30 protein-coding genes and 1 pseudogene are annotated in these 26,526 nt (G+C 67.6%); 15 read left to right on the forward strand and 16 right to left on the reverse strand.

What is annotated here, in order from left to right; all coding sequences use genetic code 11:
- Window positions 1–51: 51 nt before the first annotated feature.
- From ACFYP5_RS36545 to ACFYP5_RS36555, 3 genes are all read right to left on the reverse strand, one after another.
- A complete protein-coding gene (locus tag ACFYP5_RS36545) occupies window positions 52–1,032 on the reverse strand; it encodes an aldo/keto reductase (RefSeq protein ID WP_389043940.1) in 981 nt (326 codons plus the stop codon).
- A 453-nt stretch (window positions 1,033–1,485) separates the two neighbouring features.
- The gene (locus ACFYP5_RS36550) at window positions 1,486–3,519 is read right to left on the reverse strand and encodes a prolyl oligopeptidase family protein (protein WP_389043942.1); all 2,034 of its coding nucleotides are present in this window, start codon (window positions 3,517–3,519) and stop codon (window positions 1,486–1,488) included.
- Window positions 3,520–3,812: 293 nt separating this feature from the next.
- On the reverse strand, window positions 3,813–4,358 hold the full coding sequence (locus ACFYP5_RS36555) for a YciI family protein (RefSeq protein ID WP_389043944.1): 546 nt from the start codon (window positions 4,356–4,358) through the stop codon (window positions 3,813–3,815).
- Between the two features lie 244 nt (window positions 4,359–4,602).
- On the opposite strand from ACFYP5_RS36555, the gene ACFYP5_RS36560 reads away from it, so the two are divergent.
- From ACFYP5_RS36560 to ACFYP5_RS36570, 3 genes are all read left to right on the forward strand, one after another.
- The gene (locus ACFYP5_RS36560; RefSeq protein ID WP_389043947.1) at window positions 4,603–4,812 is read left to right on the forward strand and encodes a hypothetical protein; all 210 of its coding nucleotides are present in this window, start codon (window positions 4,603–4,605) and stop codon (window positions 4,810–4,812) included.
- 113 nt (window positions 4,813–4,925) lie between these two features.
- Window positions 4,926–5,375 carry an ester cyclase gene (locus ACFYP5_RS36565; RefSeq protein ID WP_389043948.1) on the forward strand — a complete coding sequence of 150 codons (450 nt, stop codon included), beginning with the start codon at window positions 4,926–4,928 and terminating at the stop codon, window positions 5,373–5,375.
- 217 nt (window positions 5,376–5,592) lie between these two features.
- Window positions 5,593–5,979: a nuclear transport factor 2 family protein gene (locus ACFYP5_RS36570; protein WP_389043951.1), complete on the forward strand. Its 387-nt coding sequence runs from the start codon at window positions 5,593–5,595 to the stop codon at window positions 5,977–5,979.
- Window positions 5,980–6,383: 404 nt separating this feature from the next.
- Here the strand turns inward: ACFYP5_RS36570 and ACFYP5_RS36575 are convergent, their stop codons facing one another.
- Complete coding sequence (locus ACFYP5_RS36575) at window positions 6,384–6,935, reverse strand: HD domain-containing protein (protein ID WP_389043953.1); 552 nt, start codon at window positions 6,933–6,935, stop codon at window positions 6,384–6,386.
- A 267-nt stretch (window positions 6,936–7,202) separates the two neighbouring features.
- Between ACFYP5_RS36575 and map the strand changes: the two are divergent.
- The 5 genes and pseudogenes from map to ACFYP5_RS36600 all read left to right on the forward strand — a co-directional run bounded on the left by map (window position 7,203) and on the right by ACFYP5_RS36600 (window position 12,133).
- Window positions 7,203–7,969, forward strand: a pseudogene (gene map / locus ACFYP5_RS36580) (type I methionyl aminopeptidase).
- Between the two features lie 153 nt (window positions 7,970–8,122).
- Window positions 8,123–8,932: a DUF1206 domain-containing protein gene (locus tag ACFYP5_RS36585; protein ID WP_389043954.1), complete on the forward strand. Its 810-nt coding sequence runs from the start codon at window positions 8,123–8,125 to the stop codon at window positions 8,930–8,932.
- A gap of 383 nt (window positions 8,933–9,315) precedes the next feature.
- The gene (locus ACFYP5_RS36590; protein WP_389043957.1) at window positions 9,316–10,464 is read left to right on the forward strand and encodes a PP2C family protein-serine/threonine phosphatase; all 1,149 of its coding nucleotides are present in this window, start codon (window positions 9,316–9,318) and stop codon (window positions 10,462–10,464) included.
- Between the two features lie 154 nt (window positions 10,465–10,618).
- Window positions 10,619–11,386 (forward strand): D-Ala-D-Ala carboxypeptidase family metallohydrolase, encoded by a 768-nt coding sequence (locus ACFYP5_RS36595; protein ID WP_389043960.1) that lies wholly within the window; start codon window positions 10,619–10,621, stop codon window positions 11,384–11,386.
- A 279-nt stretch (window positions 11,387–11,665) separates the two neighbouring features.
- Complete coding sequence (locus ACFYP5_RS36600; RefSeq protein WP_389043963.1) at window positions 11,666–12,133, forward strand: DUF5990 family protein; 468 nt, start codon at window positions 11,666–11,668, stop codon at window positions 12,131–12,133.
- A gap of 121 nt (window positions 12,134–12,254) precedes the next feature.
- Here the strand turns inward: ACFYP5_RS36600 and ACFYP5_RS36605 are convergent, their stop codons facing one another.
- A complete protein-coding gene (locus ACFYP5_RS36605) occupies window positions 12,255–12,962 on the reverse strand; it encodes an SDR family NAD(P)-dependent oxidoreductase (protein ID WP_389043965.1) in 708 nt (235 codons plus the stop codon).
- A 101-nt stretch (window positions 12,963–13,063) separates the two neighbouring features.
- Between ACFYP5_RS36605 and ACFYP5_RS36610 the strand changes: the two genes are divergently transcribed.
- Complete coding sequence (locus ACFYP5_RS36610) at window positions 13,064–13,894, forward strand: helix-turn-helix transcriptional regulator (RefSeq protein ID WP_389043968.1); 831 nt, start codon at window positions 13,064–13,066, stop codon at window positions 13,892–13,894.
- Between the two features lie 163 nt (window positions 13,895–14,057).
- On the opposite strand, the gene ACFYP5_RS36615 is transcribed toward ACFYP5_RS36610, so the two are convergent.
- On the reverse strand, window positions 14,058–14,702 hold the full coding sequence (locus ACFYP5_RS36615) for a DNA alkylation repair protein (protein ID WP_389044054.1): 645 nt from the start codon (window positions 14,700–14,702) through the stop codon (window positions 14,058–14,060).
- A 585-nt stretch (window positions 14,703–15,287) separates the two neighbouring features.
- Here ACFYP5_RS36615 and ACFYP5_RS36620 point away from each other — a divergent pair.
- The 3 genes from ACFYP5_RS36620 to ACFYP5_RS36630 all read left to right on the forward strand — a co-directional run bounded on the left by ACFYP5_RS36620 (window position 15,288) and on the right by ACFYP5_RS36630 (window position 17,659).
- The gene (locus ACFYP5_RS36620; RefSeq protein WP_389043970.1) at window positions 15,288–15,695 is read left to right on the forward strand and encodes a YciI family protein; all 408 of its coding nucleotides are present in this window, start codon (window positions 15,288–15,290) and stop codon (window positions 15,693–15,695) included.
- A gap of 8 nt (window positions 15,696–15,703) precedes the next feature.
- Complete coding sequence (locus ACFYP5_RS36625) at window positions 15,704–16,849, forward strand: RNA polymerase sigma factor (protein ID WP_389044057.1); 1,146 nt, start codon at window positions 15,704–15,706, stop codon at window positions 16,847–16,849.
- Between the two features lie 486 nt (window positions 16,850–17,335).
- A complete protein-coding gene (locus ACFYP5_RS36630; RefSeq protein ID WP_389043972.1) occupies window positions 17,336–17,659 on the forward strand; it encodes a hypothetical protein in 324 nt (107 codons plus the stop codon).
- A gap of 45 nt (window positions 17,660–17,704) precedes the next feature.
- Here the strand turns inward: ACFYP5_RS36630 and ACFYP5_RS36635 are convergent, their stop codons facing one another.
- Entirely contained in the window at window positions 17,705–18,700 is a 996-nt protein-coding gene (locus ACFYP5_RS36635; RefSeq protein ID WP_389043973.1) for an iron-containing redox enzyme family protein, read from the reverse strand.
- A 510-nt stretch (window positions 18,701–19,210) separates the two neighbouring features.
- Between ACFYP5_RS36635 and ACFYP5_RS36640 the strand changes: the two genes are divergently transcribed.
- Both ACFYP5_RS36640 and ACFYP5_RS36645 read left to right on the forward strand, forming a co-directional pair.
- Window positions 19,211–20,302, forward strand: coding sequence for a histone protein (locus ACFYP5_RS36640; protein ID WP_389043976.1), 1,092 nt, complete (start codon window positions 19,211–19,213; stop codon window positions 20,300–20,302).
- 6 nt (window positions 20,303–20,308) lie between these two features.
- Window positions 20,309–21,406 (forward strand): SRPBCC family protein, encoded by a 1,098-nt coding sequence (locus ACFYP5_RS36645; RefSeq protein ID WP_389043979.1) that lies wholly within the window; start codon window positions 20,309–20,311, stop codon window positions 21,404–21,406.
- A 413-nt stretch (window positions 21,407–21,819) separates the two neighbouring features.
- Here ACFYP5_RS36645 and ACFYP5_RS36650 read toward each other — a convergent pair whose 3' ends face one another.
- From ACFYP5_RS36650 to ACFYP5_RS36690, 9 genes are all read right to left on the reverse strand, one after another.
- On the reverse strand, window positions 21,820–21,993 hold the full coding sequence (locus ACFYP5_RS36650; RefSeq protein ID WP_389043981.1) for a CsbD family protein: 174 nt from the start codon (window positions 21,991–21,993) through the stop codon (window positions 21,820–21,822).
- Between the two features lie 17 nt (window positions 21,994–22,010).
- Complete coding sequence (locus tag ACFYP5_RS36655; protein ID WP_389043984.1) at window positions 22,011–22,415, reverse strand: gas vesicle protein K; 405 nt, start codon at window positions 22,413–22,415, stop codon at window positions 22,011–22,013.
- Window positions 22,405–22,653 (reverse strand): gas vesicle protein, encoded by a 249-nt coding sequence (locus ACFYP5_RS36660; protein WP_389043987.1) that lies wholly within the window; start codon window positions 22,651–22,653, stop codon window positions 22,405–22,407. Before ACFYP5_RS36660 ends, ACFYP5_RS36655 begins: the two co-directional genes overlap by 11 nt.
- Window positions 22,650–23,465 carry a GvpL/GvpF family gas vesicle protein gene (locus tag ACFYP5_RS36665; RefSeq protein ID WP_389043990.1) on the reverse strand — a complete coding sequence of 272 codons (816 nt, stop codon included), beginning with the start codon at window positions 23,463–23,465 and terminating at the stop codon, window positions 22,650–22,652. The genes ACFYP5_RS36660 and ACFYP5_RS36665 overlap by 4 nt, the downstream gene beginning before the upstream one ends.
- A complete protein-coding gene (locus ACFYP5_RS36670) occupies window positions 23,462–23,887 on the reverse strand; it encodes a gas vesicle protein (RefSeq protein ID WP_389044058.1) in 426 nt (141 codons plus the stop codon). The genes ACFYP5_RS36665 and ACFYP5_RS36670 overlap by 4 nt, the downstream gene beginning before the upstream one ends.
- Window positions 23,888–23,992: 105 nt before the next feature.
- Window positions 23,993–24,244, reverse strand: coding sequence for a gas vesicle protein GvpG (locus ACFYP5_RS36675; RefSeq protein ID WP_389043992.1), 252 nt, complete (start codon window positions 24,242–24,244; stop codon window positions 23,993–23,995).
- Window positions 24,245–24,253: 9 nt separating this feature from the next.
- Window positions 24,254–24,967 (reverse strand): GvpL/GvpF family gas vesicle protein, encoded by a 714-nt coding sequence (locus tag ACFYP5_RS36680; RefSeq protein WP_389043995.1) that lies wholly within the window; start codon window positions 24,965–24,967, stop codon window positions 24,254–24,256.
- Between the two features lie 3 nt (window positions 24,968–24,970).
- A complete protein-coding gene (locus tag ACFYP5_RS36685) occupies window positions 24,971–25,426 on the reverse strand; it encodes a gas vesicle structural protein GvpA (protein WP_389043996.1) in 456 nt (151 codons plus the stop codon).
- Between the two features lie 68 nt (window positions 25,427–25,494).
- On the reverse strand, window positions 25,495–25,896 hold the full coding sequence (locus tag ACFYP5_RS36690; RefSeq protein WP_389043998.1) for a gas vesicle protein: 402 nt from the start codon (window positions 25,894–25,896) through the stop codon (window positions 25,495–25,497).
- 449 nt (window positions 25,897–26,345) lie between these two features.
- Here ACFYP5_RS36690 and ACFYP5_RS36695 point away from each other — a divergent pair, with 449 nt between their 5' ends.
- Window positions 26,346–26,501 carry a DUF6131 family protein gene (locus ACFYP5_RS36695; RefSeq protein WP_389044060.1) on the forward strand — a complete coding sequence of 52 codons (156 nt, stop codon included), beginning with the start codon at window positions 26,346–26,348 and terminating at the stop codon, window positions 26,499–26,501.
- The last annotated feature ends 25 nt before the right edge of the window (window positions 26,502–26,526 follow it).

Consider the following 26,526-nt stretch of genomic DNA (forward strand, 5'->3'; position numbering starts at 1 on the left):
GGTGTGACTGCACCTGATTCCTGTCGCGCGCAACGGCGCTTCGCAGCCCTCTCACCGCAGCAGCTCAGCGACCTCCGACAGCTGGGCCTCGGACAGCGGGCCGCGCTGGAGGGCCCTGGCGTTCTCCTCGGCCTGGGCGACGCTGCGGAAGCCGGGGATCGGCACCGTCCGCGGGCTGCGTGCCCACAGCCACGCGAGGGCGCCCTGTGCAAGCGTGCGGTCGTCGGCGGTGAGCACGTCCCGTACAGCGTTGACGCGCGCCCTCCATTGCGCTGCGGGCACGCCACCCTCGTCGAACCAGCGCAGCCACGCGGGCGGCACCGAACGGATGTCCCCCGCTGAGCCGCGGCCCGAAGAGCCCTGCTTGCCGGTGAGCAGTCCCATGGCGAGCGGGCTGCGCACGATGGACGCGAGTCCGTGCTGCTCGCACAACGCCAGCATCTCAGGCGCGTCCACCAGCACATTGCACGCGTGCTGGACGCCCACGCAGTGCTCCCCGTTGGCGAAGAGCGCAGCTCGCCCGGAATCGTCGGTGCTCCAGGCGTACGCGCGGATGATCCCTTCCCGTACGAAGTCCTCGCAGACCTCACGCAGTTCGATCGCCTCGTCCAGCGGTACGTCGCCCAGATGCAGCTGGTATACGTCGATCCAATCGGTGCCCAGCCGCCGCAGTGACGCGGTCAGTGCGCGGCGCGCGTACGCGGCGGTCCTGTCCTCACCGATCAGTGTGCGCGTCTCCTCGTCGAAGACGTTGCCCCACTTGGTGGCGATGACCGCCTCGTCCCGCCGGCCCGCGAGCGCCCGCCCCAGTACCCGCTCGCTGCGGCCGGTGCCGTACACGTCCGCGGTGTCGAAAAAGGTGACCCCCAGTTCCATCGCCCGCCGGATCGCCGCGATGGATTCCTGGTCGTCGACGGTGCCCCACCCGAGGGGATTCCCGTCCGCGTCCTGCCACTCACCGCCGATGGCCCAGCACCCGAATCCCAGCGCACTGACCTCGATCTCGCTGTCTCCCAGCGCTCTGCTCTCCATGCCTACGCACGCTACGAGTTGGAGCGCACACGAGGGCAAGGGCTGTCCCGTAATCCCTGGCGGGCGCACGACGACAGCTACGGCACCTCACTGCGTTGTCGGAACGCCCGAATACATCCAGTATGAGGACGCCCCTCCGCCTTGCGATGCACCGCATCCGACGCCGCGCGCTGATCCACCAGGGATTACGGGACAGCCCTGAGGCCGCCGAGCGATCCAGAGCTCCCCATCCACCGAGTTGATCGACGACGGCCGGCGGCCACCGGCCCCGGGGAGCCGTCGCGGTCCCAGCAGTTGAGATCGGACGCCTGTCGAACGCCACGTCAGTGCCTGCCTCCCCGCGGGTTGCCGCCGGCTGCGGGACGCTACGTCGGCGGCAGCCGACGGAAACGCAACGCGGGGCTCGGCTTGGACGCAGCACGCTCCCCCTGGGTCCGGATGACTCGCGTCCCGTCAGCCGGAGGCCGGCGGAACCGGTCGGGTGAGATGCCGCCACAGGAAGGTATGCATCAGGGCGTTGTTGTGGGCGGACTGTTCATTGTCGCTGGCACCTGCGTGACCACCGCCGGTGTTCTCGTGAAGCAGGACCGGGTGGCCGAGTTCGCGCAGCCGTGCGGCCGCCTTGCGGGCATGGCCAGGGTGCACGCGGTCGTCACGGGTGGAGGTCGTCAGAAGCACCGGCGGGTATACCTGGTCCGCGGTGAGCTGGTGGTAGGGGGAAAGCGCACGGAGGTGGGGGCGATCGGCTTTGTTGTCCGGGTTGCCGTACTCCGCGATCCAGGACGCGCCGGCGAGGAGCTTGTGGAAGCGGAGCATGTCCAGCAGAGGAACCTGAGCGACGATCGCGCCGAACAGCTGCGGGTAGCGGGTGATCATCGCGCCCATGAGCAGGCCGCCGTTGCTGCCCCCCGCGGCGCCCAGCATGCCCGGGGTGGTGATGTCCCGCGCGATGAGGTCCGCGGCGACGGCCGCGAAGTCCTCGAAGGCTCGCGGCCGGTCCGCGCCGAGCGCGGCCTGGTGCCAGTCCGGTCCGTACTCGCCGCCCCCTCGGATGTTCGCGATCACGTAGGTGCCGCCGCGCTCCAGCCACGCCCGGCCCGCCACCGCGTCGTAGAAGGGGGTGAGGGACACCTCGAAACCGCCGTATCCGTAGAGCAGGGCGGGTCCTGGGCCGGTGGGGGAACGGTCGGGGCCGATCACGAAGTACGGCACCCGCGTGCCGTCCTGGGACGTCGCGAAGAACTGCTCCGCCGCCAGACCAGCCGTGTCGAAGCGGGCCGGAGCCTGCTTAAGGATCTCGGTGTCGGCGCCGATCTGCCCGCGGTGGAGGGCGGAGGGCTGCAAGAACCCCGACACCTCCAGAAAGTACTCGTCGGAGATGTCCGGGTCCGTGTCCACGACAGTGACGGCGGACAGCGCGGGGACATCCGCGAGCGGCTTGTGTGCCCACCCCCCGACGGGGGTCGGTGTGAGGACCTCGATGCGGGTGCTGACGTCGCGCATCGTCTCCAGGATCAGATGGTGGCGGGTCCATGAGTGCCCGGTCAGAGCCGATCGGTCATCCGGGCTGAACAGCACCTCTGCGGTGCGGTCGCCAGCCAGGAAGGCGTCGAAGTCGAACGCCAGCAGAGAGCCCGCCTTCTGCCCGAGCCAGTCGGACTTCAAGGTGATGATCAGGTGCTGCCGATGGACATGGGTACTGGCGTCTTCGGGGACGTCGATCCTGACGAGCCTGGCGTCGGGTGTCAGGAGGTACACCTCGCTGCGGAAGAAGTCCAGCGATCGGGAGACGAAGTCCCGCTCGAAACCAGGTGTGGTGTCGCGCCAGCCCGAGGTGGACACATCTCCCGTCTCACCCTCGAAGACCAGGGCCGCTTCATCCAACGGCGTGCCGCGTCGCCACCTGCGAACCGTACGCGGATAGCCGGCGTCGGTCAGCGAGCCCGGCCCGAAGTCCGTGCCGATGAAGACGGTGTCGACATCGATCCACCCGATCCGCGTCTTCGCCTCCCCGACCTGGAACCCACCCTCGACAAAAGCCTGAGTGGCGAGGTCGAACTCGCGGACCACCACCGCATCACCACCGTCGCGCGACAAACACACCAGCGCCCGGTCGTAAGCGGGATGGCGCACCCGCGCGCCGGCCCACACCCACTTCTCGCCCTCCGCGGCAGCAAGCGCGTCGACATCGAGAAGGACCTCCCACTCCGGGGCGTCCTTGCGGTACTGCTCCAGCGTCGTACGCCGCCACACCCCCCGCACGTGCTCGGCGTCGCGCCAGAAGTTGTAAAGGAACACTCCGCGACGGACGGTGTACGGGATGCGGTCCGAAGCGTCCAACACCTCCCGCAGACGCTCCTTCAAGGAAGCGAACCGGGCGCCGACAGTCAGCTCGGCCTCCGTCTCGGAGTTCCGCTCGGCCACCCACTCGAGCGCGGCCTCACCCTCAACGTCTTCCAGCCACAGGTACGGGTCGTCATCATCCATCCCCTGATCTTCGCAGGGAATCCCGGCCTTCAGGCCGGGCAGGAATGCGATCTTGGGCCCGAAGCCGCGAAGCGGCGGAGTTCCCTGCGAGGACTGGTGCGAAGCGCTAGACCGGGCGCTTCTGGTTCTCGATGTACTCCTTGACGATGCTCAACGGTGCGCCCCCGCAGGAGCCCGCGAAGTACGAGGGCGCCGGTGTGCGTGAGGCCGATGCGTCGGTGGGTTCGGGTGAGACACGAGGGTGCTGAGCGATCCGAAGGGCTCGGCCCGACATCGGCCTGGACGCCCTCGTGTCATGACGGCCGCCCGCCGAACTGCCAGTTGTGCACCTCGATGTCGGCGTACCGGTCCGTGGTCAGGGCAGCGCGCGCCGCGTCCGGGTTCGGCGCCCGGACCAACGCCGCGGTACCCAGCCACGTGGCGCCGTCGTCGGACAGCAGCGGTCCGTAGGCGATCAGCTCGTCACTGTCGGGCGGCACCGTGAGGTCGGCGGCAGGCCCCGCGCCGAGGCCGAGCACCAGGTACCGGTTGCCACCGGTCCGGCCGCCGGGGAAGTCCCACATGGTGCGCCTCAGCATGTTGCGCCACCGCCGCACCAGCACATCCCGGTACACGCCCGCCTGGTAGCCGGGCTCATCGAAGGCGAACGCGCGGGCGGCGGCGGGATCGGGCAGGTCGACGATGTGCATGCTTCCGGTCGGTGTGTCGCCGGCGAGGGTCGGGCCGCGGGCGATCATCTCCTTCGCGTACCGGTCCATGTAGGACCAATGGTCTTCCAACAGCTCGTCGCGCAGTTCTACGGAGCCGGGCCGGTCGCGGTGGTAACAGAAGAACTCCATGCCCACAGGGTCTCTTCTAGGAAGTATCCGGGTCGAGCGAGTTTCCCTTCGATCGCTGCTCGGCGCGGTCGCTGCCGGCCAGGCTCACCGCTCAATGTCCCACAGTGGCCGGCCGAACCAGGCCCGCATCCGGTCAGGACGAGCGACGTTCCCGCAGATCGTTCCGTCCGCCCGTCGGCCAGACGCGCGACGGCAACCCTCAGCTCGGGATGCCTCGATCGGGAGCCTGGTGCACCCTGGACGGATGAGCGCCCCGATAGTCGTGCACCACTCTGCACCGACCGGTGGTCGGATGGTCACCATCAACGATGAGATGGTAGGCCTCGTCCATGACGACCACGCCCTGATCGAGCTGCTTCGGCGTGCCGGCGTCTACGACGCCGAGCATTGCCTCGACGACCCGCAGTGGATCGAATGGCACGGCGGCCCGGCCCACCGGTACGAAGCGGCGTGACGCAAGCCCTGTACCTCCGGAAGGAGTGAGGGCTGTCCCGCCTGCGCCGGATGGGAACCCGGGCGTGCGTTGGAAGCAGCGCATGATGTTCAGAGGTCTGGAGAGTGGGTCCCATGGCACGCAGGAATTCCGTGGAGATCGTCGAAGCATTCTGGGAGGAGGTCTGGAACGGCCACAACCCCGACAAGATAGACGACTTCGTCGTCGAGGACTTCGTCATCACCAACCCCGGCGGATCCATCGAAGGCCGGGAGAAATTCAAGGCGTGGGTCGCCGCCTTCCTGGACCAGGTCCACGACCTGAGGCTCGAAGTCGTCGAATCCTTTCAGAACGAGAACGGGAGCCGGGTGGCCTCTCGGTGGATCGTGCACGGAAGGAACAACGGGCTTCTGGGCACGGAGCCGGACCGGAAGCCGATCTCCTTCAGCGGAACTGCCGTCTGGGCGGTGCGCGAGGACGGCAAGCTGCAGCACAACTGGGTGGAACGTGCCACCTGGGAGCTGTACCAGCAGCTGACGAGCACCTCAGCAGGTGGTGGACCGCCTGGGCCAGGCGAGGAATAGAAAGAGGCTTCGGACATTCGATGCCCCTTGCGTTGTATTGGGCGAGCAGGGCGTGTACCGAAAGGGGAACTTTGGCTGCGACCGCACATTCGACAGACGCCCTGGACGGCACGACAGTGCACGGGGCGGCCACCGCTGCCGGGGTTACGCTGATTCCCAGAAGGCCGGGAGACCGGAATGGATCTCGTCCGACACTTCTGTGATCGGAGGGAACGCAATGGGAGACCAGGAGACCCGAGCGGCGCTGGACCGGCACTGGGCAGCGTCTGCTGCCGGGGACCAAGATGCCGAGCACGAGATCTATCACGACGACGTCATCACTGACTATCCCCAGTCGGGTGAGCGCATCCACGGCCGCCGCAATCTACAAGCGCTGCGCTCGAACCACCCGGCCAAGCTCACCTTTACCATTCGTCGGATTCTCGGCAGTGGGGATCTTTGGATCACCGAATATGTGATCGACTACGACGGGAAACCCGCATCCACTATCAGCATCATGGAATTCCGCGACGACAAGGTCGCCCACGAGACCCAGTACTTCGCGGATCCGTTCGCTGCGCCCGCCTGGCGCGCCGGATGGGTCGAGTCGATGCCCCTCATCTGACGCCCACTTGCGATCGGCTCCCGTGGCACATCAGGACCAGGGCGGAGCGGGGATTCACGAGGTTGTCCCTCCGGATTTGAGGAGCACATCCGGAGCGTGGCCACGCGGGCCTCAGCGAACGCCTCGCGGACGGAGTCCTCATCCCTCCCCCACGCCCGAACAACTGCCTGCGGCTACGGGGGCGATACGCCACCCATCCACGACCGACGCGAAAGCTCGTCCTACAGAGGTCATCGAAGCTTCGCCGCCACGTGCCCTGCAGTGCTCTTTTTTCCCACCGAATTCCCGCCACCTCTTCGAACCTGCCAAGTTCTAGCGGTACTTGCAGGTCAGAGTCGGCAGAGACGCTGACGGCCGGGCCCGATTTCGAGTGACCTCGGGAACGAGTCCTACGCAGCCTCGTCTCACGCCGCTTCCGTGGCCACGCGCTCCACCACTGGACGCCAGCAGTCCAGACCTGGCACGCGCAGGCCCACGACTTTGCCCGCATCGTCGGCGCGGCGAAGCGCGACAGCCGCCGTGGAGTCGGGGTCCACCTCGAAGGCAGTGGCTTCCTCCGACGTCATGACGCCGCCCTGACAGCCGAGGGTGCGGGCACTCTCCGGGGACAGCACCAGATGCGCGTCTGTGGCGGCCAAGTAGCGCTTGGCGGGGATGTGGAGGGCGACCAGGCGGGCGACCCGGGCGCCGAGGAGCCCGACGACGGCTGCCGCGGCGTGCTCGCCGTGGCCGGCCTCGTCGCCGGGCAGCAGGTGGTGGCCGATGTCGTGAACGAGACCGGCGACCTGCAGCTCCTCGTCGTCGGGGTGGCGCTCGGCAAGGACCGCCGCAACCTGCAGGCCATGGTCGAGGATGTCCACCGGGTCGCCGGAGCGGTCCGGGGTGTCCCAGGCACCCTCACAGTCGGCCAGCAGTGCCATGAGCTCGTCCACCGACGACAGTCGCTCTCCGTTCATGCCCGCACGCTGCCGAAGTCGTCCGTACGGCGGGTGTACGCGCGCCGTACTCCACGGGGCCGGACGGCCAAGAAAGCCCGACGTGGGAGCGCTGCACCTGGCCGCTCCCCGGTGCCCCCGCCTCCCAGCGCCAGGCCCTTGAAGACCTGGCCGAAGCCCTGGTCGTGCCACAGACGCCGAAGCGCGGTGTCCGAGCAGTCCACACCATGACCGTGATATTAATACCGGTATAAGTATTGGGTCGATGTACTGCAGGGAGAGAAGCACATGGTGGAGATCAAGACCGATGCCGCATTGGACGCGATGCGGGAAGCCGGACGTGTGGTGGGCCGTGCCCTGGCCGCCGTCCGAGAAGCAGCTGGCGTGGGGGTGTCCCTGCAAGAACTGGACGAAGCGGCCCGGTCAGTTCTGGCCGAGGCCGGAGCCCGCTCCCCATTCCTCGGATACCGGCCGTCCTTCGCCCCGGTCGCCTTCCCGGCCGTGATCTGCGCGTCCGTCAACGACGCTGTGTCGCACGGCATCCCCACCGGTCACCGGCTGCGCGACGGCGACCTGGTGAGCATCGACTGCGGTGCCGAGCTCGACGGCTGGACGGGCGACGCGGCCATCACCTTCACCGTCGGAACGCCACGCCCCGACGACCTCGATCTGATCGACGCCACCCAGCAAGCGCTCGACGCCGGGATTGCCGCCGCCCAGGCGGGCAGTCGCATCGGCGACATCTCCCACGCCATCGACACCGTCGCCCGTAAGGCGGGCTGCGGCATGCCTGCCGACTTCGGCGGCCACGGTATCGGCCGCCGCATGCACGAAGACCCTCATGTCCCCAACCGCGGCCGCCCCGGCCGTGGCTTCCCCCTCCGCCACGGCCTCGTCCTCGCCATCGAACCCATGCTCATGGCGGGCGGGCAGAACACCTACCGCACCGATATCGACGGCTGGACCCTGCGCACCACCGACGGCAGCAGGGCCGCCCACATCGAGCACACCGTCGCCATCACCGCCGGGGCCCCCGCATCCTGACCCTGCCCTGACGTTCTCCGAGCGCGACGACGCGGCCGCGGATGGTGCCCCACGCCTCTCGAACTCCGATGGCGACCCCCATCGAAACCGGTTCGAGGAATCGCATACCCCCATGGGGGCACACGGTGAGCATGGCAACTGGACCGGTGAAGGCACGCGGACGCATGCACGCCCGACGCGCGGCGAACAGCACGGCAGTTTCGGCTGCAGCCCGTGCGGGCTTCGTCGCCCGCGGGGTCATCTACGTACTGATAGGCATCCTCTCGCTTCGGATCGCATTTTCCGACGACGGTGGCAAGCAGGCGGACCGCGGGGGTGCGATCGCCGAGATCGCCGAGAAGCCCTTCGGCACCCTTCTGCTCTGGCTGCTCGGCGCGGCCCTGGCGGGCATGGCACTGTGGCGGCTGTCCGAAGCCGCTTTCGGGCAGGCGGGCCCGGACGGCAAGAAGGCGAGTAAGAGGGCGATGGCCGCCGGCCGTTTCGTCTTCTACGGATTCGTCTCGTACTCCGTGCTGTCCTACGCTGCCGGAGACAAAGGCAGCGGTAGCGGCAGCTCCGACAAGAACTCCCAGGACGTCACAGCGAAAGCGCTGGACTGGCCCGGCGGGCAGTGGATCGTCGCCGTCGCCGGTATCGCCGTGGCCGCGGCCGGAGTATGGATCGCGGTGAGGGCGATCATGCAGAAGTTCCATGAGCACCTCAAGATGTTCGAGATGTCGGAGAAGGCCCGCAAGGTGATCGACTTCCTCGGGATGTTCGGCGGCGCCGCCCGGGGCGTCGTCTTCGCGGTCGCGGGCGTCTTCGCTGTCGCGGCAGCTGTCCAGCACGAGCCCGGAAAGGCCAAGGGCATGGACGACACCCTGCGCTCCTTCACCGAGACCCCTGCAGGGCCCTGGCTGCTGGTACTGATCGCAGTCGGCCTCTCGGCGTTCGGGGCCTTCTCCTGGGCCAATGCCCGCTGGCGCAAGGTCTGACGGACGGCGGTGGATCCGTGCGGTACGCGGGGTGGCTGCGGCGACACGAATTCCTTCCGTCCACCTGGCAATCCGAAGGGGGCGCACCGCCAACGATGGCGGCGAGCTCACCCGCCACGGCTGCGGTCACGACGGCGCCGCCCCCCGGCAACCCAGGCGCCGGCCGACGACGCTCCGGCACGTTCACGTCGTAGCCGATGATCTCCGCGATGGCGCGGTCGGTCACTTCCTCACAGAGGCCGTGCAGGACCGATCCCGTCGGTGCCTTCCGCCGGAGCGCCGGTACTGAGTGCGGTGCGCGACGCGCAACCTCCGGGCTCGCCCTTGATCGATCGCTCCTGGCCGACTCGTCAGCGGCCCCGGGGCGGTGCACTGTGGAAGACGTGGGCCTAAGGGAAGGTGTCACAGGTCTGCGGGAGTCATGGCGGCCGGGCCATGCGCTCCTGGCGATTCCCGTCGCGCTCATCGTCGTGATCGCGACCGTGGACATCCTGCTGCCGGAAGACATCTATCTGGGGCCGCTGCTGGTCATCGCGCCCGCGATCACTTCTTCGTTCGAGGGCCCCGTACTGACCGGAGTGGTCGGGTTCCTGGCCGTGGCGGCCCAGGCATTCATCGCCCTGAGCTCCGGCGTCCTGACCTCCCGGAACGCCTTGGTGCAAATCGCCGCCCTCGCGATCCTCTCCGCCCTGACCGTGTTCTTCTGCCTGATACGCGAGCGGCACATCCGACAGCTCGCCCGGGTGCGCTCGGTGGCCGAAACCACCCAGAAGGTGCTGCTGCGGCCGCTCCCGGACCGTATCGGCCCCCTGCGGATCGCCTCCTTGTACCTGGCCGCCGAGGACGAGGCCCAGATCGGAGGCTGCCTGTACGCGGCCACCCGCATCGAGGGCGGAACCCGCATGATGATCGGCGACGTGAGAGGCAAGGGCCTGGCCGCCATCGAAGAAGCCGCCCTCCTGCTCGGCGCCTTCCGTGAGGCTGCCCACAGGCACACCGGCCTGCCCGCACTGGCCGCAGCCCTCGATCAGAGCGTCACCCGCTACCACGCCGACTTCGAGCCGGAGGACGGGGTCGACGCCGGGGAACGCTTCGTCACAGCGCTGCTGCTGGAGATCCCCGAGGAGGGCCCCGTCAGCCGGATGACCAGTTGCGGCCACCCTGCGCCCCTGCTGCTCAGCCCAGGGCACGCGGAAGCCGTCCCGAGTCGGCACCCAGCGCCCCCACTGGGGATCGGCGACATGGGGCCGGCGGGCTACACCGTCGACGTGTTCGCCTTCGAGGCCGGAGACACCCTCCTCCTTTTCACCGACGGCGTCATCGAAGCGCGCGACCGAGGCGGCGATTTCTACCCGCTCGCCGAACGCGCCGCCCAGTGGACCGAGAGCCCCCCGGAGGCGCTCCTGCACCACCTGCGACGCGACCTCCTCGCCTACGTCGGGGGGCGCCTGGGCGACGACGCCGCCATCATCGCGATCCACCGCAGCCCCGTCCGTCATGGGAAATACCGCCCTGGAAGTCACCGACCCTGACGGCTTTTTGTCGCGGCTCCGGAGGAACCGGTACCAACGGACGCCGGCGGGAGCGATGTCGGCAACGGCGCTCTTCCGCCGCACCCGCATGTCCGTGACACTGGCGCAGTTCGCGTCATCCACTGCACCGCGACAGGTCCGTGAAAGGACGAAGATGGCTCCTTCCCGCTCCCTATCCCGCTTTCCGCACTCGTTCGACCGGCGTATGGCGCTGCGCGGGACGCTGGCCGCCGGTATCGGTGCAGTACTCGGCCCCGTTCTGCTGTCGGGGACCGCGCAGGCGTACTCCTGGTCGCGCACCCTGAACCAGGGAGCCACCGGCGCCGACGTGACCGAACTGCAGATCAGAGTCGCCGGGTGGGCCGCGGACAGTGCCGGCCAGACCCGCGTGGCGATCGACGGCAACTTCGGTGCCGGCACCGCCGCGGCGGTCCGCCGGTTCCAGGCGGCCTACGGGCTGACCGCCGACGGCAGCGCCGGGCCCGCGACCCAGTCGCAGCTCAATGCCTTGGAGCAGTCGGACGGTTCGACCGTGCACTTCGACTTCAGCGAGTTCACCGACCGGATCAGCGGCACCTTCTCCGGCGGCAAGCTGAGTGCGACCGACGTCAAGGAGAACGTCCGCCGCGCGATGTACAAGCTGGAGGCGCTGCGCAAGAAGCTCGGCAACGTCCCCATCACGGTCAATTCCGGCTTCCGCAGCATCGCGCACAACGCCGATGTCGGCGGCGCCAGTGACAGCATGCACCTGTACGGCACCGCCGCCGATCTTGCCGTCCCCGGAGTGCCGAACAAGACCGTCTATCAGAAGGCGGAGACCTCCGGCTTCTCCGGCCTGGAGACCTACACCGCGGACCACCAGCACGTCGACAGCCGGGCGGACCTCGGCCGGGCCTGGTGGTGGGAGAACGGCACCGTCTAGAGGTGTCCTGAAGATCTTGTCGATGGAGGGGTGTCCCGGGCGGGGGATGCCCCTTCGCGGTTGCGCGGGGACGGTGGCGAGGGTCCAGGTGTCGCCGAGGTCGGTCAGCCAGGCGAAGGTGCGGGCTGCGCCGATGGCGACGCGGACCCGTACCGAGGGCGCTGGGACGGTCCCGCCTGTGGCTCGATCCTGACGGAATCCGAGCCGGCACGAGCATCGGAGACCTGGCCGTCGAAGCTGCAACGCGCCGGGCACGAGAGATGGAGGATGATGTCCGGCATGCACATCCGCATCGACGCCGTCGACCTGCCCGGTCGCACCTGCCCGGCCCCCGCCGACGCCAAAGTCTCCGCGTACGGCAACATCCACGTCGCCGTGCAACGCCGCGACCGTCCGGCCGAACTCCTCGACCCGCAGCCCGCCGACGCCGCGTCCGCGACGTGGACCCTGGAGTGCACCGCGATCTCCTCGCCGACCGGAACCGAGGTGAAAGGCCCCTATGTGCAGGACCGTCTGGGCCACCGGTTCATCTACCTGTCGTGGGGCACGGTCGACGAGTCGGGCACCTTCGCGATGTTCCGCCGCGCCAAGCTCATGCTCGACGCTGTCCCCGCCGACGTACTCGCCGCCGCCGCACACGACGGCCTGCTGGTCGGACGCCTCGGGCTGACCGACCCGTGCGGCAACCCGCTGTGCGCACGGGTGATGCCTCCGCACATCCTCTGGACCGCCGAGCCCGCCGCGTAGCACCGGCCGGCTGTCCGTGACGCGCAGGCTGTGATCTCGATGGAGAGGAGGCCTCGCCCACCCCCGCCGGGCATGTCGGGGCGGGCGCGGCGGGGTGGGGTGATGGCGGCTGGTGCGGGCCCTACCAGGGCAGGGTGCCTTCGGCGTCGAAGAAGCCTCCTGTGGGATCGTCGGGGCCGACCTGTGCCATACGCACAATGATCTCGGCGCCCTGCTCGACGCTCTGGACTCCGGTGTTCCCGTTCAGGTCGGTCTTGGTGAAGCCGGGCTCCACCGCGTTGATCCGCATGGCCGGGAACGCCTTCGCGTACTGCACCGTGATCGCATTGACCGCTGTCTTCGATGCCGGATAGGCCACGCCAGGGTACGCGTACGAGGGGGTACCCGTCGCGGTGAGCCGGGTCAGCGAGGCCAGGCCACTGCTGACGTTCACCACGACCGGGGCCTCGGAACGCTCGAGCAGCGGCAGGAACGCGTGCAGGACCCGCACGGTGCCGAAGACGTTCGTCTCGAACGTGTTCCGCATCATGTCGGCGGTCACGCCCGCGGCACCGATCACGACGTTGCCGGCGCCCCTCTCCTCGATGCCCGCATTGTTGATCAGTACGTCCAGCCCTCCATCGGCCTCGACGGACCTCGCCGCCGCCGCTACGGACGCGTCGCTGGTGGTATCCAGCTGGACCAGTCGTGCGCCCAGCTGCTCGGCGGCACGGCGCCCGCGTTCGGCGTCCCGGCTTCCGATGTAGACGGTGTGACCCGCGGCGATGAGACGGCGGGCGGTCTCGAAGCCGAGACCCTTGTTCGCTCCGGTGATCAATGTCGTTGTCATGCCTACAGGCTGCGGCTGATGGTCGGGAGCAGCCAGGCGTCCCGTCTTCCTGGGACTGCCGGTACCAGGAAGTTCCGCGCGCGGCGGTGCACAGTGGTGACATGGCGAGCACGGATTTCGGGCGCACGGTGCGGCGCTGGCGTGACCGGGTCTCCCCGGAGGCGGCCGGGCTGCCCGCGGGCGGTCATCGGCGCGCGGCCGGACTGCGCCGGGAAGAGCTGGCCCTACTGGCCGGAATCTCGGTCGACTATGTGACCCGCCTGGAACAGGGCCGGGCGACCAACCCCTCGGAGCAGGTCGTCGAGGCCTTGGGGCGTGCCCTGCGCCTCTCCACGGCCGAGCGCGAGCACCTGTTCCATGTCGCCGGGCTCGTACCCCCGGGGCAGGGCACGGTGCCCGCCTTCATCACACCGAGCGTGCACCGGATGCTGGACCGGCTGACCGGGACGCCCGTCGCGGTCTTCGACGCGGCGTGGACGCAGCTGCTGGCCAACCCCCTGTACACGGCGCTGATGGGCGAGCGGCACGGCCGGGAGCGCAACGGTGCATGGCGCGCCTTCCTCGGCTCGGGTGATCGCGTCCGCTACACAGCGCAGTCCCGGCGCGCGATGGAGACCGCGGTGGTGTCCGACCTGCGCACCACTGCCGGCCGGTACCCGGATGATCAGCAACTGCGGCGCCTGGTCAGAGAGTTGCGCACGAACAGCGAACGGTTCGCCGAACTGTGGGATGCGGGCGCCTTGGGTCAGCACGAGGCTGCGAGCAAGACCATCGATCACCCGCAGGTGGGTTCCCTGACGCTGGACTGCGATGTGCTCAGCGTGGCGGGCAGCGACCTGCGCATCATGATCTACACGGCTGAGCCCGGCACCCAGGACAGCGAACGCCTGGAGCTCCTCGCCGTCCTCGGCACCCAGACACTGGTCGGATAGCCTCTCTGCCGCAACGGCTGCTTCCTCGCGGCCACCGTCCTCAGGTCACCGGCCCGAGGATGGAGGCAAGGTGAGTCATCCTGGGGATCAGAACCCGTGCCTGCCTTGCGGGTCCGTCAGAGTTGCGGGCCGGACGGCGGGCGCCACGTGTGCGCACACCTTCCTACTTGTCGTGCTGTCGGCGCACCATCTCGGTGATCCAGATGGGCGCGAACGGAGACGTGCAGCCCGGGGAGGTCGGGTAGTCCTTGAGCACCGCCAGACGCTCACCGATCTCGATTGCGCGGGTGCGGTACTCGGCGTGCTCGATCCCGATCTGAGCCAGGCAGTGGTTCATCGCCCACTGCAGACGATCCGGGGCGTCTTTCATCTCCGCCTCGATGACTTCGAGCAGTCCTGCGAGGTCGAGGCCCTCCGGTTTCTTCGCCACGCGTTCGGTGGTCAGGGCCCAGCCGGCACTCGCGACCCCTGGATCCGGATCGGCGGACCAGGCCAGCCGCAGCTCCTCGGAGTGCCGGTTCTTCTTCACCACATAGTTCACGAACCAGTCGTGCACCTTGGGTGTGCGCGCCTCGCGCAGCATGACATCCAACTCGTCACGCTCGAATGCCTTCGGGCGGCAGATCAGGATCGCCAGCAGTCTTGCCGCGGTGTCATCCGTCTGCCAGAGCCGGCTCGCGAGTTCCTGCTGCGTCTTCAGCCGCTTCGCGAGCGCGCGCAGCTTGCCGAGGTTCACACCATGATCGTCACCGTGCTTCTCGTTCACCTCGCGTGTCTTCGGGTCCTCGAGCCCGGCCAGCTCGGCCATCACCTCGGCCAGCGTCGTCTCGGCCACCTCGGCCTCCTGTCCATCGCGTGCGCGATGCAGCGTACGACGGAAATCGGCCTCTTGTCGTACACGCCGGTTCGGTGACAGCAACCCACACGAGTCGTCCACCCCGATGGGCTTCACCCCCGATGCGAGCTCCTTGATGCCGATCGAGGTCTCGGCGCGCCTCTCGACCGCGTTCCAGCAGTTTCCCGGTGAGCACCCGAGCCGCCGTGCGATGGCCGACACCATGATGTCGTCGAGCCTCACCAGGCTGACCGCCCGCTCCACTGCCCGGCTGTTGAGCCCACCCCGTGGCGGCGCGAAGTCGTGCACAGTGACGCACCCGAGGCCTTCCCTCGATTGGGTTGCTCGGTCACTGCTGATCTTGGAAGGCCTCACTCCGTCTCACGCCGGCGCCGCGCCGTGGACCCGGACACCGCGAGTGGACTCATCAGGCCGCCTACGAGACCCAGAAAAAAATCGGACGGCGATTCGGACGGCGATGTCGAGAACCTGTGACTGGCTCCGTCCCCGGGGTGAGCGCGACCACAATGGGTCGCACCAGCACCGAGGAGAAACACGATGGCCAAGTACTTGCTGCTCAAGCACTACCGCGGCGCCCCGGCTCCGGTCAACGACGCGCCGATGGACCAGTGGACGCCGGAGGAGATCTCGGCGCACATGCAGTACATGCACGACTTCGCGGCGCGGCTCGAGAAGACCGGGGAGTTCGTCGACGGACAGGCGCTCGCCCCCGAGGGGACGTGGGTCCGGTACGACGGTGAGGGGCGCCCGCCGGTCACCGACGGCCCGTTCGCCGAGACCAAGGACCTCATCGCCGGCTGGATGGTGATCGACGTCGACGGCTACGAGCGCGCCGTCGAACTGGCCGGGGAACTGTCCGCCGCCCCTGGGGCGGGCGGGAAGCCGATCCACGAGTGGCTCGAGGTGCGCCCGTTCCTGTCCGCGCCGCCCACCATCACGGAGTGACCTCATCGATGAACGAGGCCCTGCTCCGCAGCCTCACGCCGAACGTGCTCGCCATCCTCGTCCGCCGCGGAGCCGACTTCGCGGCGGCCGAGGATGCCGTGCAGGACGCGCTGATCGAGGCGGTCCGCGTCTGGCCCGCCGATCCGCCGCGGGACCCGAAGGGCTGGCTGGTCACCGTGGCCTGGCGCCGGTTCCTCGACGCGATGCGGGCGGATACCGCCCGCCGTCGTCGTGAGGACCTCATCGACGAGGAGCCGGGCCCCGGACCCGCGCCCGCGGTGGACGACACGCTCCAGCTCTACTTCCTGTGCGCCCACCCGTCGCTGACGCCGTCGTCCGCGGTCGCGCTCACGCTGCGCGCCGTCGGCGGGCTGACCACCCGCCAGATCGCCCAGGCCTACCTCGTACCCGAGGCGACGATGGCGCAGCGCATCAGCCGGGCCAAGCGCACGGTCTCCGGTGTGCGGTTCGACCGGCCCGGCGACGTCGCCACCGTGCTGCGCGTCCTCTACCTGGTCTTCAACGAGGGCTACTCCGGCGACGTCGACCTCGCCGCCGAGGCCATCCGGCTCACCCGGCAGCTCGCGGCCCGGGTCGACCACCCCGAGGCGGCGGGGCTGCTCGCCCTCATGCTGCTCCACCACGCCCGGCGCGCCGCCCGGACCGCGCCTGACGGCAGCCTGGTACCGCTCGCCGAGCAGGACCGCGGCCGGTGGGACACCGACTCGCTCGCCGAGGGCATCGCGATCCTCCAGGCGGCCCTCGCCCGCGACCGGCTGGGCGAGTTCCAGGCCCAGGCCGCCGTCGCAGCCCTCCACGCCGACGCGCCCACCGCCGAGGAGACCGACTGGGTGCAGATCGTCGAGTGGTACGACGAGCTGACACGCCTGACCGACAACCCCGTCGTCCGGCTCAACCGCGCAGTGGCCGTCGGCGAGGCCGACGGACCACGGGCCGGCCTGGCGGCACTCGCGGCGCTGGCCCCCTCACTGCCCCGCCACGCCGCGGTGGCTGCGTACCTCCACGAGCGCGACGGTGACCTGGCGACGGCGGCACGGCTGTACGCCGAGGCGGCCCAAAAGGCACCTAATCTCGCCGAGCGCGACCACCTGACACGCCAGGCCGCCCGGCTCAACGCCCGCGGATGTCGCTGACAGGTCGCGCTCGGATGTGCCCGCAGCGCTTCATGCGGCCGCGTGGCCGGAGCGGTCGCCACAAAGTGAGCAAGAGCTGTCCCGTAATCCCTGGTGGATCAGCGCTCTGCATCAGATGCGGTACATCGCACGGCGGAGGGACGTTCCAGAAGATGCCTCGAGGACTGCGCGGAAAACTTCCCGCTGTGACATCCGGTGATAGCACCAGTGATACAAGGAGCGGTGAGGCGAGAAATGTCTACGCCCTTCGACGTGGCGCATTTTGTGATTTTCCGATTCCTCCGAAGACTGAAGGCACTGAAATCTGCTCCGAATTCAACCAACGGGGTCGGCTCGGAGTTGCTTCCAGCGACCATTTACCGGAGACGGGTACGCGGGTGCGCGTTGGGAAATGATGACACAGCCGAAGCATGAGAAAATGTGGGCGAAGGCCCCAGCGCACTGATGGGACAGTCCAGTTCACTCCTAGCCCTTGGGCTGATGAACATGAAGAAGACAACCTTGCGGACCATCACTGTCGCAGCGGCAGCTTCCCTGTGCTTGGAGGCCGGCATATTCGGCACATCAGCAAGTGTCTCTGTCGCCGCACCGCAGAATTCCCAGGTCGCGCCGTCGACGCTTCAGTGCTACACGGCCATGAGTGATCCGAACGCGATCGTGTGCTACCGGGTTTCGAAGCGGGTGGTGAACAGGGGCGGCCAGATCGAATTCTTCCCCTTCCTCATTCAGGTGCCCACTCCTTCGAATCCGCCACCCGCGATCGTCGTGCCCTCCTTGCCGCCACCACCGCCCGGTCTCAGGAACACGTAGCCCTTAGCCGTCGTCGTGCGCCCGCCAAGGATCACGGCACAGCCCTCACTCTCCGCCGGTGTCGAGCAGCGGCACGCGGAGTGAGGACCCACCGTCGCTCCAGGCGCCGAGCAACTGCTCTCCGAACCGGTCTTCCAACCATCCGGTGGCCGCGATGCCGAACGCGACATCCGGTGCCAGATCCGGCTCCAACTGCAGCAGACCGGCGACGACCTCATGCCGCATGAGTTGCTCATGTACAGCGTCGGCCTCGACATGCTCCGTATAGAAGTGGACCGCCGAAGGCCCGGCACCGGCTCGCTTCAATGCCTCCGCGAGGCGCCTCGACCCCGGGGAGGAGGTGATCTCCACAGAGGCGAAGTGACCGACCAGAGCACCGCGGTGTGAGCGGTGGAGGCCGAAGAGCGACATGAGGTTGACGGTTGCGAGCATCTGCCTCGATCCGGCGTCGAGGTAGCGCCCGTACGAGGTGTCCAGGTGCAGATCCACCATCAGGTCGGCGAAGAGCTTCGAGTGGATCCGTTCCGCCCGACCCGCACCGAATTCGTCGTACTCCACAGCTACCATTCCCGCCTTGGCCCGACCCGTCAGACGCGGAATCACCCACACGTGCGGATCCGCCTCCTTCAGGTGGTACAGCGAGCGTTGGGCGGCGTACTCGCGCAGGTGCCACAGTTCGCCCTCGTCCCGCAGGAAGTGCGATACACCCTCGGCGTCCATCGGCTCCAGAACGGCTTCGTCCAGGGCGCTGCCGACATTCTCGGCAACCGGCACGTCAGCGCGTAGGGCCGCCAGAAAGCCCCGCTCCAGCGCAGCACGCACCCTGAGCAGTTCCGGATCCCACTCCCACGCGCCGTCCACCCCGTCGAAGCCGCGGTAGTGCAACTCGTAACAGAGATATAGGGCCAGCTGCAGATCGTCGCCGTACGGATCGGCGCTCCCTACCAGGGACGTGTCGGGCAGGACCCGCCGGCCCGGTTCCCGGCCGAGCGCCTCGATCAAAGCGGCAGACACCTCTCCTCGGGCTTCCGGCAGCTGCATGATGCTTCCCTTCCTCGACCCGCCGGCTCGTTCGCGGGACACCGCGAGGGAGAAGGAGTGCCCGACGAGGCCGGCTACAAGCGCATGCCGCCGGCCCACTCCGGCTGCGGGCGGCCGGGAGGGTGTAGCCGCGATTCCTGCAGACCGCCGGGTGTACGCCGCTGTGGCCGACGAGTTCCACAAAATCAGGATCGCGCATCACCTGGATTTCCGCATCGAAGCGTCTGCGGCCAGAGGCTCGGCGGCGGTGACCCATATGGCGGGCTGTAGAGACACGAATCCCTGCTGGCGCTGCCCTCCGGCCACGGCACGGTCCGCGGGCCGCCCGGACGCCCCTCACACGGCGGGATCAGCCTGTTTTGCAGCGTCGCCACCAGGCCCTCGTGGGCGGCTCGGGATGCGCGGGCCAGGGCACCCGTCAACTCTGGACATGGCGGAGCAATGCCGCTGTGTAGCGGCCCCCTGCGCAGACGCCGATCGGCTGCCTGCCCATGAAAAGGTGACGCACCCATGAATGACGCAAACAAGATCTTGCTCGCCGCAGCTCTGGCCGGAGGCTATGTGCTGGGCCGCACCAAGAAGGGCCGGTTCGCAATTACGGCGGCTTCCTATATTGCCGGGCGTCAATTCGGGCTCGAACCGCGACAGCTCGTGACTCAAGGGATCCGCAAGCTCGGAGAGATCCCGCAGGTTGCGGACCTGGGTGAGCAGCTGCGCGGGGAGGTCATGAATGCAGGACGAGAGGCAGTCACCGCCGCTGCCAACCGTCGGCTGACGACGCTCGCCGATTCACTCCGGGAACGCACCCTCCAGCTCGAAAGCGGCGAGGGAGAACCGGAAGAGGAGGAGGGAGAAGAGGAAGCGGGAGAGGAGGAGTACGCCCGCGACGAAGGCGAGGAGCCGGAAGCCGAATACGAGGAGGAGGAGCCCGAAGAGGAAGAAGGCGAGGAGGGCGAGTACGAGGAGGAAGAGGAGCCCGAAGAGGAAGAAGGCGAGGAGGAGGAACCGGAAGAGGAGGAGGAACCGGAAGAAGAGGAGGAGGAACCAAAGGGAGAGGAGCCCGAAGAAGAGGAGCCGGAGGAGGAACCCGAAGAACGGCCACGCCGGCGCACTGCGCGAGCTGCTGCGAAACCGGCGCCGCGGAAGCGTAAGCCCGGCAAGTCGGCCGCCGGCCGGCGTGATGCGACGAAGCGGGCAGCCCCTGCGAAGAAGGGTGCGGAGAAGCCCTCTGCCAAGAAGGCCACCGCGAAGAAGACCGCCGCGAAGAAGGCCACCCCGAGTAAGGCAGCTACGAAGAAGGCAGCACCCACCAAGAAGGCCGCCGCGAAGAAGACCGCCGCCAAGAAGACGGCCCCTGCTAAGAAGACTGCCGCGAAGAAGTCAGCGCCCGCCAAGAAGACGGCAACCAAAAAGACCGCGACGCAGAAGACGACCGCCAAGAGGCCGGGGAAAAAGACCGCCGCCAAATCTGCGAAGAAGAGTGCCGCCAAGAAGGCGCCTGCGAAGAAGACCGCCGCACGGAAGAAGGCCGCTCCCGCAGCGAAGAAGACCGCCCGGAAGAGCGCCAAGAAGACATCATCGCGCGACGAGCGCCGGAGGTAACCGGTCATGGCAAAGACGGAACAGGACAACGCGGACTCGGGACTCGACCGGCTGCGTGGAGAACTCACGGACTATCTCACAGCGTGGGTGGGGGATCTGGCCGAGCGGGCCGGCGACAAGCTGATCGATGTGACGGACCAGCTCACCGACGTCGCAGAGAACGGCGGATCACTCTCCAAGGTCGGATCCGCCCTCCTCGGAGGTGACTCCGACTCCCCCCTCAAGGCTGCGCTCTCCGGGACGGCGAAGCACGCCAAGGACAGCGTCCTGGGGAAGGCCAAAGAAGCGCTCGGCGGCGGGCATGGACGCAAATCGGGCGACAAGAAGGTCACCAACATCATCGAGGTCATTGATGTCGGGGTGCCGTTGCGTACGGCCTACGACCACTGGACGCAGTACGAGAAGTTCAGCAGCTTCACCAAGGGCGTACGGAGCGTCTCGCCGACCGACGAGACGACCAGCGACTGGAAGGTCAAAGTCGGTCCGTCGACTCGCGGTTGGAAAGCCACCGTCCAGGAGCAGGTGCCCGACGAACGCATCGTCTGGACATCCGACGGCGCCAAGGGATCGACCCGGGGGGCGGTCAGTTTCCATGAACTGGCGCCCGGTTTGACCCGCATTGTTCTGGTCGTCGAGTACTACGCCTCCGGGCTCTTCGAAAAGACCGGCAATCTGTGGCGCGCTCAGGGGCGGCGACTCCGGCTGGACCTCAAGCACTTCCAGCGCTACGTAACCCTCACCGATGAAGAACCGGACGGTTGGCGCGGCGAAATCCGTGACGGCGAGGTCGTACGGAGTCACGAAGACGCCCTTGAGGACGAAGAAGACGAGGGCTACGACAGCGAAGAGGCCGAAGACGAGGAAGGCGAGGACGAGGAAGACGAGGAGGGCGAGGACGAGGAAGGCGAAGACGAGGAGGGCGAGGACGAGGAAGGCGAAGACGAAGCGGGCGAGGAGGAGGACGAAGAAGACGAGGGCTACGACAGCGAAGAGGCTGAAGACGAGGAAGGCGAGGACGAAGAGGACGAAGAGGACGAGGAGGACGAGGGCGATTGGGAAGAGGACGACGACGAGCAAGGAGACGAAGAAGAAGAAGAGGAGTGAGCCGAGTGAGGCCCGGCAGGCCTCACAGGCTCACAGACGGCTCTGTGGAGTGCCCTTGGCACGGCAATGTCTTGTGGACTGTCGGACGGCGCGAACGCAAGTGGGCCGGCCACCGCTCCGCAGCCGTCCTTTCAAGCGAGCGTGGACGGCAATGACACCGTCCACGAACAGCTGCCGGGCGTCGCCTGAACACGCAATGGTGCGTCCACTGCCCAGAGCATTCCGAAGCTGCGTCTTGTTCATCAGGGAACGGCCGTCGATATTGCGCTCGTCAGCCTTGTCAAATAGCTGATCCTTCGTCGGTCCCCGCGATCTGCACCCACCCCGCTGAGCAACTGGATGGGCCGGACGTCACCGCCTTGCCCGCCGTCGCTCGGAGTGCGGCGGGACCACAACTGTCAGCGCTCGAGGCCTCAGTGCTTGAAGGTGTGCTTGCCCTTCTCCATTGCGTGCCTCACTTTCCCCTTGACCTGTTCAGCCTTTCCCTTTTTCTCCATACTCTTGTTGCCCACGACCTTCCCGGTCACTTCCTTGGTCTTTCCCTCGATGATTTTTCCGATGCTCCTGGTCTTCTTCCCGATGTCCATGTCGTGCTCCTTCACGGTCATTCGGTGGGTGGCAGCAAAGTCCCGAGAGGCCCGAGATCAAGATTGAGGTCTTTCATGGAAAGCTCGTATCGAGCACAGAGTTCAATCATACGATCGTGCAGAATCATCAGCGTTTCTCCCAGGCGCTCCTCCTGCTCCTCGGTGAGGCCTCCGGCGTCCACCCGCTGCAGGGCTTGACGTTCCATGAGCTGTCGCAGCAGCTCGACGATCGTGAGGACGAGTTTCATCAGATCTCGTTCCACCGTGTCGGGGTCGGTGGTGATCCGTTGCGCCGGCCTGCGGTCCGCACGCCCACAGGTCATGACATCCTGCGGCGGCGCAGGCAGCAGGCGGAAGGCGCGGGTGGCGGCGTCGGCGACTTCGTCGAAGCGGTTGCCGGGCGCGTGGTCCTCACCTGTCATCGTTGTCTCCTGCGGGTGCTGAAACGGCATGCCACGGGGATGGATTCTCTTCGCTGACGGAGACGATCAGCGCGCGCAGCGATATGCGTACGAGGTCGATATCGGCGATGGACAGCACGATGTCACCGGTGAGGACCACACCTCCGCTGAGTAGTCGGTCCAGCAGGTCGATCAGCGCGATCTGGCGTTCCGCCAGCGGTTCCGCCGATATGGCCTGCGACCTGCCCGGCGCCGTCACGGGACGACCCTCTTCATCGGCTCGACGTCGGCCGGCGTGGCGAAGGAGTAGGGGGCCCAGGGCCCGGTGACTTCGACGCGCACCCCTGGAAATCCCTCCGCTGCCTGCAGGACGTCGGCGCGGAAGGATTCACCATGCCGGAGGGGCACGAGGTACGCGTCGTTGATGACGTTCTCTCCGGGCTCGCGGGCGAGTTCGCCCTGCTGCGGCCGGTGCTGGACCCGGTCGACTGCATGGACACGGGCTGCGGATTCGATCCGCTCGGCTGCCTGTGAGGCTCCCCGATAGACGTCTTCGCGGGCATGTCGTTGTGCTCTGCGGTGGCTGAGGTAGGCCCGTCCCGGGCTCAGGCCCGCTTCCATGGGTGGGTCCGCCGGACTCGCGGCTGCCTCGGGCGCCTCGACATAGATCTTCACGCCCCACTCCACCTGCGCCGCCAGGGCGGTCAGTCGGCCGGCGAATGCCTCGCGGCGGGCCTGGAGCATGAGACGCACTCGCTCGTCGTCGAGGTAAACGGTCGCCAGACGCAGTGGCAGGACGGTGGTACGAGCGGCCAACGCGTCGATCACCTGGTTATGTGCGCGGGCGACGGTCTCCAGCCAGTCCAGGTCCTCGAGATGCGCGCGCAGCTCGGCCTCCTGGAAGTCCTGCTCAGGCACCGCGCTCACGGCGACCACCACATCGTCACCTTGTTCCACGCGCACCAGATGCACCGGGGCATTCGCCACTCCGGATAGCCCCGACAGCTCCTCCTCCAACGATCCGTCAGCATCCCGCGCGACGGCGTACGCGTAGGTGATGGCTTCGGTCATGGTGCGTCCCGCCTCTCGCCGCGGGCTCTGGGCGCTGCACGTTTGGTACGTGAAGCGCGGCGCGGGGCCGCAGAGCCGCTCTCCTCGCCGTCGGCCGGTGGCAACTCACCGCCCTCGCGCATCGCCTCGATCTCCGCACGCAGCCTCTTGTTCTCCTCGGCGAGTGAGCGGTGGCCGTCGTCGGCGCGTGAGGACAGCGAAGGATCGTGCTCCCACCAGTCGATGCCCATCTCCTTCGCCTTGTCCACCGATGCGATCAGCAGGCGCAGCTTGATGGTGAGCAGTTCGATGTCCAGCAGGTTGATCTGGATGTCGCCCGCGATGACGATGCCCTTGTCCAGGACCCGCTCCAGGATGTCGGCGAGGTTCGCCGAGGACCCCTGACTGCCGTAAGGGGTGGCCCTGGACGGGAAGTCGCCCATCCTCCTGGCGACGGGTTCGTTCACGGCGCTGCACCTCTATCCTGGGTGTCCCGGCATTGCGACGGGAGCGCGTAGCAGCGCTCCGGCTCCGCGGCATTGCCGCGATCAGGTATCGGTGCCCTGGACATGGGCCCTGATCTCGTCCAGCCGGTCCAGCAGCTCGTCCTCACGCCGGTCGAAGGTTTCCTCGTCGATGTCTCCCGCCAGCAGCGCCCGCTCGAGCTCGGCGAGTTCTCGCTCGATGGGGGCGGGGTCGTAGTACTCGTTCTCCGCGGTCTCGACGACACGCTCCATGACCCAGGCCACGCCGCGCACCGGCGCCAGTGGGAGGGTGGCGAGTTGAGTGAACAGTCCCATGGGGACTCCCTAGACGAAACTGTATGCAGGCAACGGACCGACGAGCCTGAGGTCGAAGTCCTCCCCCAGCTCCTTGGCGAGACCCCGCTCCTCGCTGAGGAAACTCTGCTCCTTGTCCCGCTGCACCAGGAAGGACACGCTCAGGAAGTCGTTTCCCGTCGCCTGCGACGGACGTTCCTCCCGTGCGAACCCCCGCAGGGCATCGAGGACTCCAGCGGCGAGCCGGTCCTGCCGCTCCTGCACTTCCCGGGAGACCAGCTCGCCGAGGGCGAACGACAGGTCCGGGCTGCTGTTGCCGCTTCTGATCTCCTCGTTGAGCCCGCGTGCCTCGTCGGACTCCAAAAGGATCTCTCGTAGTAGGGCATCCTCGCTCTGGGCAGCCTTCAGGTGATATTCCACGCAGTTCTCCAGCGCCCCCAGCCGCTCGGTGAACTCGTCCTTGCGGTCCTCCAGCACCGCTCGTACGGCGTCGTCGTCCTGAGTGGTGAAGCCGAACTGCAACGGTAGAACCGTGCCATCGGCCATCAGCCGCTCCTGCACGGCCTGATGTGCGCCGAGGTCCCTGCGTTTGGGCCGTAGGTCCTCGGGGGCGTCACTGACGACCGCCGCCAGCTTGTCCGTCCCCACGGTGCGAAGGTTCGTGGGCGGGTTCCCCACCCCGTCGAGGTCGTCCAGGCGCTGCGGATGGGTGGCCGCGACGATGGAGTAGACGTATACGGCCATGGCTCACTCCTCACGGCGTCGGGCGGCAGGCCGACGCCTCGGCCGCTCCCGCCTCTCCTCGGGCTCCTTGCGCCTCTCCTCGGACTCCTCGTCGTCATGTCCTCCCTTGAGTGCGTCGGACAGCACTTCTGCGGCCCCGCCCAGGGCTCCCTTGGTCTTGCCGTGCGCCCCGCCCTCGGTCACTTCACCCACCAGGTCGGTCAGCTGGGAGGGCGCCTTTCGGCCTGACTCCAGGTCGAGGCGGTTACAGGCCTCCGCGAAGCGCAGGTAGGTGTCGACGCTCGCTACGACGATGCGGGCATCGATCTTGAGAATCTCGATGCCCACCAGCGACACACGCACGAAGACGTCGATGACCAGTCCGCGGTCCAGAATCAATTCGAGGATGTCGTAAAGATTCCCTGACCCTCCCCCACCGCCCCTGGAAATGGTTCCTCCACCTTGCGGCACCACAGTCATGGTGCCTCCTTTCACGGCTCCTGGCGCGGCCGTTTCCGTTCATGCGGTGTTGCGTGGCCTTCCCGGCTTCAGCCACGTGGGTCGATCTGCCCTCGGGTGTAGCGGCGGGTGCGCTCGTATGCGACCAGTTCGCCCTCCTTGTCGAGCGTTACTCGATAGCTCGCCATCACGCTGGTGGTCTCGGGAATACGTTCCAGCTCCAGGACTTCCACGTTGGCCTGCCAGCCTTCTTCCGTCGGCTTCAAGGCGGATACCGACTCGGGGGCGCGGCCGAGAAGCTCCTGGAGTTGCTCAGCCGCGTACCGCATGGCCCGCGGTGCCGAGAGCCGCCGGGGCGTGCGCTTCGTCTCGCCTTCGCTCGTCCGGCTGCTCGCCCGTTCGGTACTGGTTTTCCGGGCGCTCTTCTTGGCGGGCGTCTTGCTGGACGAGCGCCGGACGCGCTCCGTCCCGTCCTCTTCGCCTGCGGCCATGTTCCCTCTCCGGAATCGGAGACGACGACTCGCTACCGCGCCTCATTCACAAGCGCCATTTCATGATATACAGCCTCAGCCAACCGTATCTCGGGCTGTCTCGAACGGCCTGGGGACCGCCATCACTGCACGCAACGATTGGTGGCCGCGCTGTGCAGTGATGCGTCAAGGACGCATCGCGAGGTCGCTCGCCCCAGGCTGAGCCGACCAGGAAACGAAGGCGACCGCGCCGGCTCGTGCCCCACATGGCCTCGCTCGCTCTTCCTTCGGAGCGGTCTGAAGAGTGGGCTCGTGGGGCAGACGAATCCGGGAGACCATCTCAGAGCGGTCACCGTCGGACAACGGGTCACTTGAAGCTGGGCTTGTCCTCCCTGTCCCTGACCAGTTGCCCATGCGGCATACAGGGATCACAGTGGGAAATGACCACATATGCGAGATCGGAGCACGCTGTGATCGTTCTCGGAGTCATTTTGCTTGTCATCGGGTTCCTGACCGGAATCTCCATCCTGTGGACAATCGGCATCATTCTCGCCGTGATCGGGGTTGTCTTCTGGATCCTCGGATCGATGGGGCACGCGGTCGCCGGTCGCAAGCACTATTGGTAGAAGCCGCGCAGCGGCAGGACCAGTA

Origin of the sequence: Streptomyces sp. NPDC005262 (genome assembly GCF_042872425.1) — a bacterium.
Taxonomy (GTDB): Bacteria; Actinomycetota; Actinomycetes; order Streptomycetales; family Streptomycetaceae; genus Streptomyces.